Here is a 16943-nt window from a genome sequence, read left to right on the forward strand (position 1 = left end):
TATCTCTCTAAATAAATGAAGTGGACGGTGAAAAATCATATGAAACTAAGGCGAGCTATGCTGTGCTTATTATTTATATCCATGATTTCCACGAGCTTTACAGGACTTAAAGCGAATGCGGCCGTCTCGGCAGATTATCCCGAATGGAATAACAATCCGGATGTCTTCCAGATCAACCGTGAACCCGCTCATGCTTCATTCATTCCATATGGTGACGTCAAGTCCGCGCTGAAAGGCGCGGATATGATATCGGCTATGCTGGAGAATCCTTCGCCGTATTATCAATCCTTGAATGGACAATGGAAATTTAACATGGCGAAGAATCCAGCTTCCAGGCCGATAGATTTCTACAAAGAAACTTATGATACAAGCGCATGGGAAGAAATTAAAGTTCCTGGGGATTGGCAGCTCCAGGGACATGATTTTCCTATTTATACGAACGTAACCTATCCTTTCTGGGGGAATGGCAATAGCACAAATGTTCAACCTCCGTATGCTCCAACGGAATACAACCCGGTAGGTTCATATCAGCGGACATTTAAAGTTCCTGATAACTGGGACGGCAGACAGGTATTCCTCTCCTTTCAGGGAGTAGAAAGTGCATTTTATGTCTGGGTAAATGGCCAGAAGGTCGGTTACAGTGAGGATAGCTTTACAGCCAAGGACTTTAACATTACCCCTTATTTGAAAGCAGGAGACAATAAACTGTCGGTTGAGGTGTATCGTTGGTCAGATGGAAGTTGGCTTGAAGATCAGGATTTCCTTCGTCTTAGCGGTATCATTCGGGATGTGTTCATGTATAGCACTCCATCCGTTCAGATCAGAGATTTTACGGTAGTGACTGATTTGGATGCACAGTATAAAGACGCCTCACTGAATGTAAAGGTAGATGTTCGTAATTTAATTGATGCAGCACCGGGTAGTCATACCGTTGAAGCCATGCTATACGATGCGAACGAACAACCTGTGTTTCAAGAGCCAATCACTATGGACGCCAAAGTGAATGGAAAGTCTGAGATGGAGATTAGTGGATCGAAACAAGTGATGAATCCGCTGAAATGGTCAGCCGAGGCTCCGAATCTGTACACTCTTGTCTTTAGCCTGAAAGACTCAAGTGGACGTGTGATCGAAGCTGCTGGAACAAAAGTTGGGTTTAGAGAGTTTGAAATTGAGGTTGAGGAAGGCGGTAGCGGTAAGCAGCAGATGAAGCTGAACGGTAAGCCGATCTTGCTCAAAGGTGTGAATCGTCATGAAACTAGCCCAGACACGGGGCGGACGCTCGATCTGGATCTCATGATTAAAGACATCGAATTAATGAAGCAGTTTAATGTGAATAGTGTGCGGACGTCCCATTATCCGAACCATCCGTTTTGGTATGATCTTGCAAACCGTTATGGCATTTATATTTTGAACGAAGTGAACCTTGAAACGCATGGGGTCTGGAGTTCAGTTCCGACGAATAAACCGGAGTGGTTAGAGAATGTCAAGGATCGTTCTGCGAGTCTGGTCGAGCGCGATAAGAATCATCCATCTGTTCTGATCTGGTCACTTGGTAATGAATCTGGTTCGGGATCTAACTTTATCGCACAATCTGAATACATTCGCAGTTTGGACCCCACTCGGCCAATTCATTATGAGGGTTATAACGATCCGAGAGTTACCGATATGGTCAGCCAGATGTACTCTCCGGTTACGACGGTAGAGACGTATGCGAAAAGCAGTGATCCACGCCCATACATTTTGTGTGAATATGCTCACGCAATGGGGAACAGTGTTGGAAATCTGCAAGAATACTGGGATCTTATACGCAAATATCCGAACTTGCAAGGTGGATATATTTGGGACTGGGTAGATCAAGCGGTTCGGGTAAGTACACCATCCGAGCGAACCTATCTAACAGATGCTACTCATTCCTACGAAGCGGATTATACCGGTGTGATCGCTTCTAATGACGGTGATGTGGTTGGTGTTTTAAACCCTGGTAAAAATTCTGTGCCTTCTGTGACACTACCTAATGAGTCCAAGTTTAATCTTACAGGGCCGTTAACGGTGGAAGCGTGGGTTAAACCGCTTGCGAACATTGCGAACAGCCCGATTGTGGCAAAAGGGGATACACAGTTTGCATTAAAGATGAACGGGAATAACAAGCTTGAATTTTTTGTTTACCGAAACGGTGTATGGACAGCTGCTACTGCGGATTTGCCGACAAATTGGCTGAATAACTGGCATCATCTGGCTGGCACGTATAACGGAACAGATCTGAAGCTTTTTGTAGATGGAAAAGTTGTTGCTACAAAGGCATTTACAGGAAATATCGCAGCAAGCACCTATCCGCTTGCGATCGGTAAAGATACGGAAATGGGTAGGTCTTCTAACATGATGTTTGACAAGGTTCGTATCTACAACAGGGGATTAACCCTTGAAGAGCTGAATGATAATGGACGGACTGCGGATAGCAGCACCGTTCTCTGGATGGATTTTAATTCGGAGGATGCTAAATCAGAGACACTTGAATCGACTGAGTATTTTGCCTACGGTGGAGACTTTGGAGATTCCCCGAATGACGGTAATTTCATGGCGAATGGTCTAATTACAGCTGACCGTGTTGTTCAGCCTGAGCTATGGGAAGTAAAGCAGGTCTATCAAGATATTTTGGTAAAAGCCATGGATTTGAGTGCTGGAACGATCGAGCTTAAAAATGAGTTCTTGTTCACAAATCTCAATGAGTACGAAGGAACCTGGGAAGTTAGAGCGGATAATCAGGTGATTGAAGAGGGAGTTATCGATGCGTCATCCCTGAATGTACCGGGCCTTTCCACGAAACAGGTGACCCTTCCGTATAAGCTGCCTTCCTCTAAGCCTGGTGTGGAGTACTGGATAAATATTAGCTTTAAATTGAAGAAGGACACATTATGGGCGAAAAAAGGGCATGAAATTGCTAAACAGCAGTTTAAACTTCCAGTGGATTCAGACCATTCATCGGCACTTGATCTTTCAACAATGTCGGATTTAAATGTGGATGAAACTACGGAACGTATTAGCGTATCTGCGGAAGATATGCAGATTGTATTTAACAAAACAACAGGCACGCTTGATTCATACCGCTACGATGGGACTGACCTGATTAAGAATGGACCTGTGCCGAATTTCTGGAGAGCCCCGATCGACAATGATAAAGGGAACGGCCATGCGGGCAGAACGGCAACGTGGAAAAATGCAGGGAAGAATAGAACCGTCACACGCGTTGATGTAACCAAAATCGGAGAGAAGGCTGTGCGGATCGATGTTGAAGAAACACTTCCGACATCGACCGTATCTACGTATAAGATCTCTTATACAATTTTTGGCAATGGAGATATCAAGGTAGCCAGCGAATTGAAGCCGGGTGCTGCAAGTCTGCCGGAGATTCCTGAAGTCGGTAATCTCATGACGATTCCGGGGCAGTTTGAGCAGATGTCGTGGTACGGACGCGGTCCACAAGAGAATTATCAGGACCGTAATTCAGGCTCGGATGTTGGTCAATATAGCGGTACAGTTAAAGATCAGTTCTTCCCTTATATTGAGCCTTCAGAAACAGGTAATAAAACGGATGTACGCTGGGTTGCATTGACCAATAACGATGGAGCAGGGCTCATGGCCATTGGAAGTCCTACCATTGAAGCCAATGCTTTGCATCATACACCAGAGGACCTTGACGGTCCAAAACATCCACATGAAGTGCCATATCGAGAAGATATTACACTTCGACTGAATTATAAGCAGATGGGACTCGGAGGAGACAACAGCTGGGGAGCTAAACCTCATGCTCCGTATATGCTTCTAGCTAATAAGACGTATAACTACAGCTATACGCTTAGACCTATTCCGTCTAACACAACCGATCTCATGAGCTTGAGTAAGGGGATCTCCACTGTCCATCTTGTTGGGGGGATTAAAATAGACGGGAAAGCTTTAGCGGGATTTGATCCAGAAAAGACCAGTTATACCTACAATGTGCTTCGTGGCACAACGAAGGTGCCTGTCGTTACGGCTGTAGCTGCAGGTGATAACGTCGTGATTGATATCAAACCGGCTAAAGATCTAACCGGAACAACTGTAGTTACTGCAACCTCTGCCGACGGAAAGACTACTAAAACCTATGAAATTAAGTTTAATGTGGTAGATTACTATCTTAGCGATATGGATTGGAAAAGTGCAACGTCAGGATGGATGACGGTACAGAAGGATAAGAGCGTGGAAGGCCAGCCGATCCGCCTTAAGGGATCCTCTGGAGTCGAAACTTATGAAAAAGGGATGGGTACGCATGCGAACTCAGAAATCATTTATGATCTGAGCGGACAACATTTCAAAACCTTTGAGAGCATCGTCGGGGTTGACCAAGAAATCGGCAGCACGGCTGCTGGTAAGAATACGATCGTGTTCCAGGTGTTCCTTGACGGGAAAAAAGCCTATGACAGTGGATTAATGAGAGCCGCTACACCAGCCAAAGAAGTAAGATTAGACGTTAGTAGTGTCAAGGAATTAAAGCTTGTTGTCTTAGATAACGGTGACGGTAACGAGGAGGACCATGGTGACTGGGCGGACGCCAAGTTGATCAAAGAAGATGAACCAGAGCCAGAACCGGATTCTCATCTTACAGGCCCTGATCAAGTTATAGCTGGTAAGACCTTTGACTTGGTCTACAGCCTCGGCAGTACACCAAAGGAAGCATACGCCCAGGATTTGACTTTCACGTATGATCCAGCTCAGCTCGAGTATATATCTGCCGAAAAAGCGGATGAGAATACGATGATCGTCAATGAATTAAAAACTTCGGGTCAAGTTCGCATCATTCTTGCGAATCCAAAGGGTAGCGAAGCTAAGGGAGACACGTTAAAACTTCGATTTAGTGCGAATGCAGCAGAGAAAGAAGGATCTGCGACGATCAGTCTTGCTAAATTGCAGATTGCCAATGGTCTCGGCGAAGAGAAAGAGCTGCCTGGCGGTTCACATCTAGTAGTGATCAAGAAAGGTTCAACCGTTAATAAAGAAGCTCTTATTAGCCTTATTACCAATGCGCAAAATAAACTAGATGCGGCAGAAGAAGGTACCGAGGAAGGGCAGTATCCAGTTGGATCTAAGGCAGTGCTTCAAGATGCGATTCGTAAAGCTCAAGGCGTAGCTGATGATACCCGTGCTGAACAATCCGAAGTAGATCAGTCGATCCTTGACCTGACTACTGCACTGAGCACATTCTTGGAATCCGTTATTAAACCTTCTGGAGAGATCGGTGATCTTAACGGAGATGGTAAATTCTCGATCGGTGACTTGTCCATTGCTGCAGCTGCCTATGGAAAAACATCAGCTGATTCGGACTGGAGCAAGTTCAAGAAATCCGATGTGAACAAGGACGGTAAGGTAGACATTAGTGATCTAGCATTTATCGCCCAGAAAATACTGCAGTAATAAACTTAGCCCAATGGCAACATGAATCCAAGCGGCAAGACGAGGAATTTAAACTACAGTGAAGGCTGTATCCTGTCTTGCCGTTTCATTTGAATGGAGGGAATGGATTGAGAACCATTTATAATCGCTTTGGTATGTGGATGCTTGCACTCATGATCCTTGTGGTTACAGGACTCATGATTCGCCCGGAAACCGCCCACGGTGCTTCTGTTGGCAACATTTCTGACTTCGTAAAAAAAGATAATAACACGTTTGAGATCACGTCAGGCTCTGACAAGATTAAAGTGATTTTTCAGCGGGAGGATATGTTCCGGATTTGGCTTGGTGTGAATGGGCAATTCAAGGAATTGACAGGAAAAAGCGCGGAAAAGCCGATCGAGCCAATCGTCATCAAGGATGATTTCGGACCCGTTAATGTTAAGTGGTCTGATGAAGGCACGTATTACAAGATGGAAACTGGAAAATTCGTGCTGAGAGCCTACAAAAATCCGTTAAAGTTCGCCATGTACAAAAGTGACAATCAAACGGTGGTGTGGGAAGAATCCGCTAGCTTGAACTATAACGGGCAGTCAGCCTCACAACAGCTAATCCGGGGTGAGGATGAATATTTCTACGGCGGCGGTATGCAGAATGGATTCTTCAATCATCGTGATCGCAAAATTACGATCGCTAACAACTATGGGGATTGGGGAAGCGGCACGGTTTCGAATCCTGCACCATTTTACTTGAGTACTGCAGGGTACGGAGTGCTTCGGAACACTTTTCAAAGCGGTACTTATGATTTTGATTCGACCGTCAAGGTGACGCATAACGAAAATCGGTTTGATGCCTATTATTTCTACGGTGAGACAATGAAAGATATTTTGAACGCTTATACAGATCTTACTGGTAAACCGTCCTTGATTCCTCGTTGGGGTATGGGACTTGGTGATGCGGATTGTTACAACAGAGATCCAGAAAAGACCTCCGATGTTGTTAACCTTATTGCTAAAAAATATCGGGAATATGATATGCCAGGAGCCTGGATTTTACCGAATGATGGATACGGTTGCGGTTATACAGATCTAGGCAACACCGTTGACGAACTACATAAGGAAGGTTTCTATACCGGATTATGGACTCAAAATGGTGTTGATAAAATCGCACAAGAAGTCGGCGTAGAGGGTACAAGGCTCGCTAAACTCGACGTTGCCTGGGTGGGACCTGGATACGATTTCGCCCTGGGTGCCAGCAAACAGGCGTTTACAGGAATTGAAGATAACTCTGATGACAGAGGTTATGTCTGGTCCGTTGGTGGCTGGGCAGGTACCCAGCGATATTCTACCGTATGGTCCGGAGACCAGTCGGGCAACTGGGAATACATTCGATTCCATATCCCGTCGATGATCGGGGCAGGGCTATCTGGAATGCCGTACTCAACCGGTGATATTGATGGGATTTTCGGAGGAAGCGCTAAAACCTATGTAAGAGACTTACAGTGGAAGATCTTCACTCCAATCCTGATGAACATGTCTGGTTGGGCAGCCAAAGATAAGCAGCCTTGGGTATGGGGGGAACCTTATACGAGCTATAACAGAGATGCATTGAAGTTAAGACAGCAATTGACACCATATTTGTATACCTATCTCAATGAGTCTTACGAGTCTGGAGCTCCGATCATGCGGGGAATGATCTATTCATATCCGAATGATCCGAACTCGAAGGGAACGTTAACACAGTATCAATTCATGTCCGGGGAATCATTCCTGGTTGCACCAGTATATACCGACACGACAATGCGAAACGGAATATACCTTCCGAAAGGAAAATGGATCGATTACTGGACAGGAGAAGAACATTACGGTTCAAAAATGCTAGACGAATACAATGCTCCACTGAATCGTTTGCCGCTTCTAGTAAAGGGTGGGGCTATCATCCCGATGTATCCTGAATCGTTAAACGACGGTCAGGTTCCTCCTGATCCAATTACTTATGATATTTATCCTTATAAATCGTCAAGCTTTACAATGTATGAAGATGATGGTACATCGAAGGAGCATCGTACAGGCAAATTTGCAAAAACATTAATAACCTCCACCGCTCCTGAGCAAGGGAGTGGAGATTTGATTATCAAGGTTGGAGCAAGCGTAGGGGATTATAAAGGCAAATTGGAGACACGTAAGAATCAGTTTTCGATCCACATGCCAGATCATCCAGAGGCTGTTTCTGTAGATGGAACATCCTATCTTGAATTGCAGTCCAAAGCAGCATGGGATGGAGCAACAAGTGGCTGGTACTATGCTAAGCAAGATAAAGGCGGCATCCTGTACATTACAACGCCATCCATATCAACGGATAAGGAATTTGTTGTGAAAGTCGCAGGCTTTACAGCAGATACGACTCCACTTGTAGATGCTGTCAAAATTGAGCTGCCTCAGGTGGACACAGACCCAAGTCGTATTCCGCAGGAAGATATGATTGCAACTGCAACGAATGCGGCTTCGGATACGCCAGCAGCTAATGTACTGGATGGCAGCTATGAATCGATATGGCTTTCTTCAGCAAATGCTGGAAGTAAGCAGAGCATCACTATAGACCTGGGGATTAAACAGTATGTGAATAAAGTGAAATACTTGCCAAGACAGTACGGTGGCAAAGACGGCACAATTACAGGTTACAAGCTGTATACGAGCATGGATGGAACTAACTATACGCTCGTAAGCAGTGGACAATGGAATGATGACAAGCTAGAGAAGACGGTGAATTTTGATACAGTAGAAGCTGTTTTTGTGAAACTTGAAGCGATAGAAGCTGTTGGGGGTGTCGTATCTGCTGCAGAGATCAATCTTTATCGTGATCTATCACAGCCTTCACCGACAGCGATACCTAAAAATGAGATGACAGCCTCAGCGAAAAGCTTCCAGCCGGGTGCGGAAGCAGCTAAAGCGATTGATGGGGACCGGAATTCCGTATGGCATACGAAATGGGATGGATCTGATAAGCTCCCGCAATCGATCATTCTCGATTTAGGTAAGGTTCGCAATGTTAGCCAATTCCGGTATGCACCGCGACTGGATGCTGGGAACGGGACGATTACTTCATACAACCTTTACGTCAGCACGGATGGAGAAACATATACGAAGGTATCCAGTGGTACATGGCTCAGAAACAACTTGAAGAAATATATCCTTTTCGATAGTGTTTCCGCCCGCTATGTGAAGCTTGAAGCAGCTGTTGCACTTGGAGGATTCGCTTCGGCTTCGGAGGTTGATGTCTATGAGGCACCGAAGGCTACACCTGAAGTTCGATTAATTTCAGAAGGTAAATCTGCTACAGCGGACAGTGCGGATCAAGCGCATTCGGCTGGCCTCGCTAATGATGGGAATATGGACACATTCTGGTCAGCAGTGGATACGAACAATGGTCATAGTTGGACGGTTGATCTCGGAATGATGCATTCTATTAAATCCTCTGAGGTTTCTTTTGAACAGAGTAACAAGGCTTATCAGTACAAGATTGAAGTTCGGGAGACCGCGAGCTCCAATTGGATTACGGTTACGAATCGAACTGATAATCAGGAAACTGGTACGATTAAAGATACATTTGGAAGCCAAGGTAGATACGCTAGAATTACGATCACCGGACTGCCTGATGCTCAATCAAAGGCTGCTATTCGCGAATTCAAGCTGTTCGGCATCCCGTTGGAAGACGGACAGAAGGTTACTGGTATAAAGCTTGATCGTGAGACACTCTCCCTTAAGGTGCTGGATGCACCGGTTCAATTGAAAGCGATCATTGAGCCTGAGAATGCCAGTAATAAGACTGTTAAGTGGGTAAGCAGTGATCCTGGTGTTGCCAGTGTGGACAGTAAGGGAATGGTCACACCAAAAGGGCAGGGTACGACATCAATTACTGCGACGACGGAAGAAGGCGGTTTTACGGCAACAAGTGTGGTGACGGTTATTGGACAGAGTAATCTAACCGAAATTCCGCAAAGTCAAATGAGTGCAGAAGCTACGAGCTCTCAAGCAGGCACAAATGATCCGAATTTGGCATTGGACGGAGATCCGGATACACATTGGCATACGAAGTGGTTTAACGTTGATCCACTTCCACAGTCTATTACGGTGAATCTGGGTGGAGAGTACACCATCAGCATGCTAGGATATTTACCTCGGCCGGATGAAGGTAATGGCACAATTACTGCTTACAACGTGTACACAAGCACCGATGGTGTGAATTACACGCTCATAACAAGCGGGAACTGGCTGCGAAACAAACAGCTCAAAGAAGTGAATTTCGCTCCGGTGAAAGCGGCTCACATTAAGCTGGAAGCTGTAAAAGGTGTTGGTGAATTCGCATCCGCAGCTGAGATTACGGTGTATCAAGTGCAGCAGGAAACGGATCAAGTGCAAGCCGTATTGAGTGCTGATTCATCCGTTACTTCCGGCAAGCCTTTTGTTGTCCGATATGATGTGAACAATATCTCCGGGAAGGTATTTGCTCAGGACATCACCATTCAGTATGATGCTGACCGCATGGATTATGTGTCCGCTAAATCACTGATCCAAGGTGTTTCGATTGTTGAAGAGTCAACCAAAACGCCTGGAAAGCTTCGTTTGATTATGGCGAGTGAAGGTACGGAACACGGATTAAGCGGAAATCAACAAATTGCCGAGCTGACATTCCAGGCAAAAGGAGTATCGGAGACGGTATCCGTTAATATCAGTGTGTCAGATATACTGCTGGGTGATGAAGACGGAACAGAGACCACAGCCGCACCCGCTACAATCGCTGTAAAAGTGAAACCAGAGCAAACAGGAGTATCAGGTGATCTTAACGGTGACGGAAAAATCAGCATTGGTGACCTGGCTATCGTTGCTGCACACTACGGCAAAGATTCATCAAGTCCTGATTGGCAGCAAGCGAAGCGTGCAGATGTGAATGGTGACGGTAAGATCGATATTACAGATCTCGCTCAATTAGCGAGACAGATCGTAAGTCAATAACACACGCTAACATCCTGAACAAAAATTATAAGCTGAGGTGAGAAGAATTTGAACAGTAGTCGATGGCACAAAAAGGCGGTAATGATGACCATTATCGCCGTGATTTTAAGCTGTGTATCTTTTACGAACCCTGTAGTGAACGCAGATGCATCTGATCCTACGCCTTCAGCTACTTTAGTAGGGAGTAAGAAGGTTGTTGCGCCGAGGGAGTCTTTTACCGTGAAGTATGGGATCATCAGTGTCTCCAATGATGTGTATGCGCAGGACATTACCTTTGAATTTGATCCGGCTGTCATGGAATACATTCCAGATTCCATCCGCTCTCTGCAGGAAGGCGTAATTATTATCAATGAACCATCTACAAGTACTCCCGGTAAGCTACGGGTTCTCTTGGCAAGTTTGGGTAGTCAGTATCCGATTACTAGCGATGCTGAGATTTTTGAACTTGGTTTCAAAGCAGCAGATGTAATACAAGACACAGAGGGAGTTATCCGGCTTACTCAAGCGATAATAAGTGACAGTCAAGGGGAAGAATCCGTGCTCCAACCGGCATCCTTAACCATTCAGATCACAGTGAACACGGAATTATCTATTGACGTGAATGGTGATGGTAAAGTGAGTATTGGTGACTTAGCAATTATCGCAGCAAAGTATGGCATAGATTCGAGCAGTTCGGAGTGGGATGCTGTGAAACGTCTTGACCTCGATAGAAGCGGTAAGATTGATGTTTCTGATTTGGCAATAGTAGCGAAAAAAATAGTTGAACAAGAGTAGTCAAGGCGAGTAGATACATGGTTATCCAAACCAAAGGAGGACTAATATTTTGAAGAAATTCGCAATCATTATTCTTTCGATCCTGATGGTGGCCGTTATGTTTCCATTCAATGCGCTAGCCAATCCAGCAGCACAAGACAAACAGACCGATCCAAGACTTGTGCTTAGAGTAGAGAATAAACAAATTCACAATGCTAATTTTACGAATCTGGATGATAAGGTAGATGCGCTTAAAGCCTTAGATGAAGGGACTATCATTGTCCGGTTCCGCTATACGGGTTCTACGATTATGTCCTTATTCTCTTTAAGTAACAATACGTTGCCGAATGGTCATTTTCATCTATATATCACACCTTCTGCCATCGGTAGTGAGAACCGATATGAAGAGCCTGGGAAGACAGCGTCTAATACCCATGTTAAAGCTGATATTACGGTGAAAGAGAATGAAGTGCATACTGTAGCCATGGTTGTAGATAAAGAAGAAGGTTACAAGTATTTCCTTGATGGGAAACTCGTCAAGCAAGACACAACTACAGCCAAAAAGTTTCTGAATAATATTTATGCACCAAACCGTGCCGAGTTAGGTAGAACAGAGAGAAAATCCGGTTCTAATAACTATCCGTTTAATGGAGAGATTGACTTTGCTGAAGTGTATAACGAACCGCTGGCGGATCAAGATTTGATTGCTGTAACGAGTGTAACAAGTAAGACTCCGGTTCAAAATCCGTTGCCTGAGCAGGCGTTAATCACTGAGCCGTATAGCGTTTATTATCCAGGACTGTACGGATCGAATGCATACCGCATACCGTCACTTTTGTACACCGAGGATGGAACACTGATCGCAGGAATTGATAAGCGGATCAATCATGGAGGAGATTCACCAGCTAATATTGACATGATGGTAAGACGAAGTCTGGATAACGGAAAGACTTGGGAGAGTAATGGGATTCTAATCAACAACTATCCCGGCAACGCCTCAAACATAGACCAGTCCTTACTACAGGATAAGGAAACGAAGCGGATTTTCTCTTTAGTTCTTGGATTTCCCGAGGGTGGAGGATTTCCTACCTCGCAAAGAGGTACCGGATACAAAACGATCGATGGAGAGAAATACTTACTTCTGAAGAATTCGAGCAATCAGGAATTTACCGTTCGGGAGAATGGAGAAGTCTATAACAGTTCAAATGTAAAAACTGCCTACAGAGTGGACGCCTTGAGAAATTTATATGAGAACAATACAAATATCGGAAACATTTTCCTCAGTAATTCGCCGCTTAAACCGCTTGTTACTTCTTATCTTGAGCTGTGGCACAGTGATGATGAGGGGGCAACTTGGGAGGGGCCTGTAACTTTAAACCCTTCTGTGAAGGAAGAATGGATGGTATTTCTAGGGGCAGGTCCGGGTACCGGCATTCAATTAACGGAAGGTCCTCATGCTGGAAGACTGGTGTTTCCCGTGTACTTTACGAATGAGAATAACAGGCAAGCAAGTGCAACCATCTACAGCGATGATCATGGTAAAACATGGCATCGCGGAGAGTCTCCGAATCATGGGCGGGTCGTAGATGGGGTTACCCTTGATGAGAGAACCTTTAATGGTTCTAATAATGAGCTTACAGAAGCGCAAGTAGTAGAGTTGCCAGATGGACAGCTAAAGATGTTCATGCGGAATTATTCAGGGTTTGCCCAAATCGCGACCAGCTTTGATGGTGGAGAGACTTGGGACGCTGAAGTTGTGACAGAACGTGATCTGATTGCTGCCTACTGCCAAATGACGGCGATTCGTTACGATGGTCAGATAGATGGGCAGGAAGCAGTTATCTTCGCAAGCCCTGCTAACTCGACGAGTAGAATTAACGGTACGGTGAAGGTAGGGTTAATTAAGGAAGACGGAACCTACGCAAACGGCAGAACGAAATATAAGTTTGATTGGAAGTATTCCCAGCTGGTCAAAGAAGGCTATTATGCCTATTCAAGTTTATCTAATCTGGGTAATGGTGAAATTGGTCTTTTCTATGAAGGAACGGGTAGTGAAGCCATGAGCTTTATTAAATTCAATATGGAATATCTCAAATGGCAGCGTCAAGGAGAAATTCCAGATCCTAAGTTGAAATCTATCAAGCTTGAATCAGCACAACCGGAAGGGTATGCCGTTAAGGATAAAGTCCAGATTAAAGCTGTCTTTAATCACTATGTCATGCTTAATGGTGATCGGACTTTGAAAGGCAAGATTGGGGATAGAGATGTTGTATTTGAATTGAAGAGTTCAAATGCAGCGGGCACAGAATATGTCTTTGAAGCGGAGTTCCCGGAGCTTACTTCAGGCGAATATCCACTGGCAGCGGGCTTTGGTGCGAATCTGGACATTAGAAATGCTTATGGAATAGCATTAGACACGCAGTCCAGTGAGAATAAGCTAAATTCGGTTATAAAGTCCAAAGCTTCTGGAGAGCTAGGTACTTCAGCAACTCTGACAGGTCCAAAACAAGTGAGCGCTGGTGAAGAATTTAAAGTTCAACTGAACTTAAAACAGATCAAGGATCCTGTATATGCACAAGATATTACAGTTCAATTTAATACAGACATTGTCGATTTCATATCTGGAATGTCATTGGTGGATGGTGTGCAAGTTGTAGAAACCGTAACTACAGCTCCTGGACAGAGCCGTTTTCTCCTCGCCAGCGAGGGTGCAGATCATGGGGTATTAGGTAATACTCAGCTAATGGAGCTAAACTTCAAAGCGAAGCCATTACTCGAAGCTAAGTCCGGTGAAGTTCGGATATCTGATGTAACGATAGGTGATGTAAACGGTATAGAGACGAAGGTTACGGGCTCAGCTTTGACTGTTGAAGTTGCCCCTGAGGATACTGGTCTCACAGGAGATCTTAACGGCGATGGTAAAGTGAGTATCGGTGACTTGGCGATTGCAGCTTCGCACTATGGTAAAGATCAAAACAGTGCAGATTGGCAGACAGCTAAACGTGCAGATCTCAATAATGACGGTAAGATCGATATTATGGATTTAGCAGCAATCGCTCAAAAAATACTGAATTGAGAGAAGGACACCTGAGTTTTTACTCAGGTGTCGTTTTTTTTGTAAAAATATAAGAATATATAAGTTTCACGCTATACATTATCCTTATATTTCTCGCATTAACGCTTACCATCCTTATAAGGACGTAGAAGGCATTAATGCTTGATAAAAAAGGTTCTATAGGACAAAAAGTATCAACTCCACATCAAAAGAGATCATGTGGTTACGTTTTTATAGCCTATATAATGGAAAAGTGTTAATGGAATTACAGTCAGATTTGTAAAATCAAGTGCTTATAGAAGTCGAGCAAGTTTATTCGAGGGGGATAGCCAATGAAAAGCAAGGGTAAAAAGAAAGCGGCATTAAGTCTAGTTATGATGTCCATTGTATTGTCTCTGGCAGGATGTGGCGGGGGGACAAATGGGGCTGAAGCTCCAGCTCCTGAGAAAACAACAGCTGCGACGCAGACTGAGCCAGCGAAGACAGACGAACCCAAGCCCGAAGAGCCAAAAGTTGCGGGAGACCTCGAAATTCAATACTTTGTCGGCGGTTATGGAGACGGTTGGTGGAAAGAAGTCATTGGTGAATTCAAGAAGAAGTACCCAGATGTGAACATTAAAGAATCCGCAGGTTCTCAGATCAACGAGCAAATGAAGCCGCGCTGGATCCAAGGTAATCCACCAGATGTCGTATACATCGATGGAGCAGGTTCGAATGAAACACAAATGGTGCTTGATGACCAATTAATGGATATTACAGATTGGGTTAAAGATGCGAAAAATGTGGATGGCGAAGCGCTTACGAGCAACTTGATCGCACCTCCACAAGATTACAGTGGTAAAAACTATACGATTCCACTCGTATTCGGATCATGGGGAACTTTCTATGATGAAACCCTGTTTACTGAAAAGGGCTGGGATGTTCCAAAAGATTGGGACAGTTTCCTTGCCACTAGTGAAAAAATCAAAGCAGATGGCGTATATCCATACATCCATACCGGCAAATACCCATACTACATCGTAGGAGGGCTCTTAAATACAGGCTTTGTATCTGAGAATGGAGACAATCCGCAAATCTTAAAGGATCAAGAAGCAGCTAAAGAGGGTTCTTTTAAAAATGATGCTGTAGCGAATACTTTGAAAAAGATCGTTGATATGAGAGACAAAGGTTACTTCGATAACGCATCGTTCGGGATGAGCCATACAGACTCCCAAATGCTCTTCCTGCAGCATAAAGATGCAATGATTCCTAACGGCTTGTGGCTCGAAAATGAAATGAAAAAAGATGTGCCAGAAGGCTTCAAATTTGGATTCATACCTTCCGTTATGCAGAAGCCAGGCGGTAAATTTGTAGCGATTCCTTACACTAGTAATATTGCTATTGCAAAGAAGGCTAAAAATCCAGATGCAGCAAAAGCATTTATTGAATTTATCTTTACGAAGCAAGCCGCAGTTCGTTGGGCTGAGCTTACAGGCGCTTTGATGAACGTTAAGGCAGACCTGGAATCTTCAGGCGCAAGTGATGTTGTTAAAACGGCAATGAAGTACTTCAACGGAAGTGACACTATCGTTGCTCCTGTATTTAAATTGGCTGCGGACATTGAGCAGGCAGAGAATGATGCAACCATTGCATTGCTTCAAGGTTCCATTACACCAGATGAATGGATGGATCGTATGGAGAAGGCAGCAGCCAAAATCCGGAAGTAAGTTCAGGACTCTTCTTTCTAAGCAATCAGAGGACATAAGTGCCTCTGATTGTTCTTTCAAATTTAAGGGGAGGATGGCTTACGCCCATGAAGAACAATAAATTGTGGAAACGAAATTTGTTTATTGCGAGTTTCTTGCTGCCTACGTTTGCTATCTTTTGTTTATTCACTATTTATCCGCTGTTTCGAGGCTTATACCTGAGCTTCTTTGATTGGTCAGGCGGTTCCGAATCGATGAATTTTATCGGCATTGATAATTATAGACAATTATTCTCGGATGAGATCATACCAAAAGCCATTTCGAATGATTATTTCTTGATTTTTTGGAAGGTCATCTTAATTATGTTGTTTGCAACGTTTTTCGCTGTATCATTGACCCGTCTAAAATTGAAAGAATACGGATTTTACCGAGTGGTGTTTTTCTTTCCGAATATCATTTCCGTAGCCGTTATCGGTGTATTGTGGAGTTTTATATACAATCCCCGTCTTGGATTCCTGAATGCGTTTATTTCGTTATTTACAGGAAAACCTGTGGAAACGAACTGGTTAGGGGACTCAACTCTCGCAATGTGGTCACTTCTACCTCCTAGTGTATGGGCCGGTATCGGATTCTATATGCTGCTCATCATCGCTTCTATCCTAGGTATTCCTTCCTCTCTATATGAAGCAGCCAGTATCGATGGTGCTGGACAATGGCAACAGTTTACTCGAATTACTTTACCGCTGATCTGGGAACAATTCAAAACCTCTATCATTCACATTGTTATTACAACACTAAACGGCTCCTTTATTATCGTTAAGCTGATGACGGATGGTGGCCCGGATAATCAGACACAAGTGCTTGGTTATTATTTGTATCAGATGGGCTTCAAGCAGTTCCATTTAAGCTATGGGGCAACCATTGGGGTACTGATATTACTGTTATCTTTAATCACCACTTTAATTTTGCAACGTATTCTTCACCGGGAGTCCATTGAAATGTAAGGAGGAAAATACT

The 16943-nt window shown here is 44.2% G+C and carries 6 protein-coding genes; all 6 read left to right on the forward strand.

The genetic code is table 11. The features are described from left to right. The first annotated feature begins 81 nt into the window (after positions 1-81). Positions 82-5445: a glycoside hydrolase family 2 TIM barrel-domain containing protein gene (locus NST74_RS09615; RefSeq protein ID WP_341111709.1), complete on the forward strand. Its 5364-nt coding sequence runs from the start codon at positions 82-84 to the stop codon at positions 5443-5445. 107 nt (positions 5446-5552) lie between these two features. Beyond that, positions 5553-10433 (forward strand): discoidin domain-containing protein, encoded by a 4881-nt coding sequence (locus NST74_RS09620; protein WP_341111710.1) that lies wholly within the window; start codon positions 5553-5555, stop codon positions 10431-10433. Positions 10434-10481: 48 nt separating this feature from the next. Continuing rightward, on the forward strand, positions 10482-11207 hold the full coding sequence (locus tag NST74_RS09625; RefSeq protein ID WP_341111713.1) for a cohesin domain-containing protein: 726 nt from the start codon (positions 10482-10484) through the stop codon (positions 11205-11207). A gap of 49 nt (positions 11208-11256) precedes the next feature. After that, positions 11257-14262, forward strand: coding sequence for a sialidase domain-containing protein (locus tag NST74_RS09630; protein WP_341111714.1), 3006 nt, complete (start codon positions 11257-11259; stop codon positions 14260-14262). Between the two features lie 311 nt (positions 14263-14573). Continuing rightward, positions 14574-15947 (forward strand): extracellular solute-binding protein, encoded by a 1374-nt coding sequence (locus tag NST74_RS09635; RefSeq protein ID WP_341111715.1) that lies wholly within the window; start codon positions 14574-14576, stop codon positions 15945-15947. 86 nt (positions 15948-16033) lie between these two features. Further along, positions 16034-16930: a carbohydrate ABC transporter permease gene (locus NST74_RS09640; RefSeq protein ID WP_341111716.1), complete on the forward strand. Its 897-nt coding sequence runs from the start codon at positions 16034-16036 to the stop codon at positions 16928-16930. Positions 16931-16943: the final 13 nt, after the last annotated feature.

It is taken from the genome of Paenibacillus sp. FSL F4-0125, assembly GCF_038008565.1.
Taxonomy (GTDB): Bacteria; Bacillota; Bacilli; order Paenibacillales; family Paenibacillaceae; genus Paenibacillus_AQ.

Bases quoted from the DNA above. Each gene is read 5' to 3' on its own strand.
- NST74_RS09635 (WP_341111715.1), top strand. From the start codon at position 14,574: ATGAAAAGCAAGGGTAAAAAGAAAGCGGCATTAAGTCTAGTTATGATG.
- NST74_RS09640 (WP_341111716.1), top strand. From the start codon at position 16,034: ATGAAGAACAATAAATTGTGGAAACGAAATTTGTTTATTGCGAGTTTC.
- NST74_RS09615 (WP_341111709.1), top strand. From the start codon at position 82: ATGATTTCCACGAGCTTTACAGGACTTAAAGCGAATGCGGCCGTCTCG.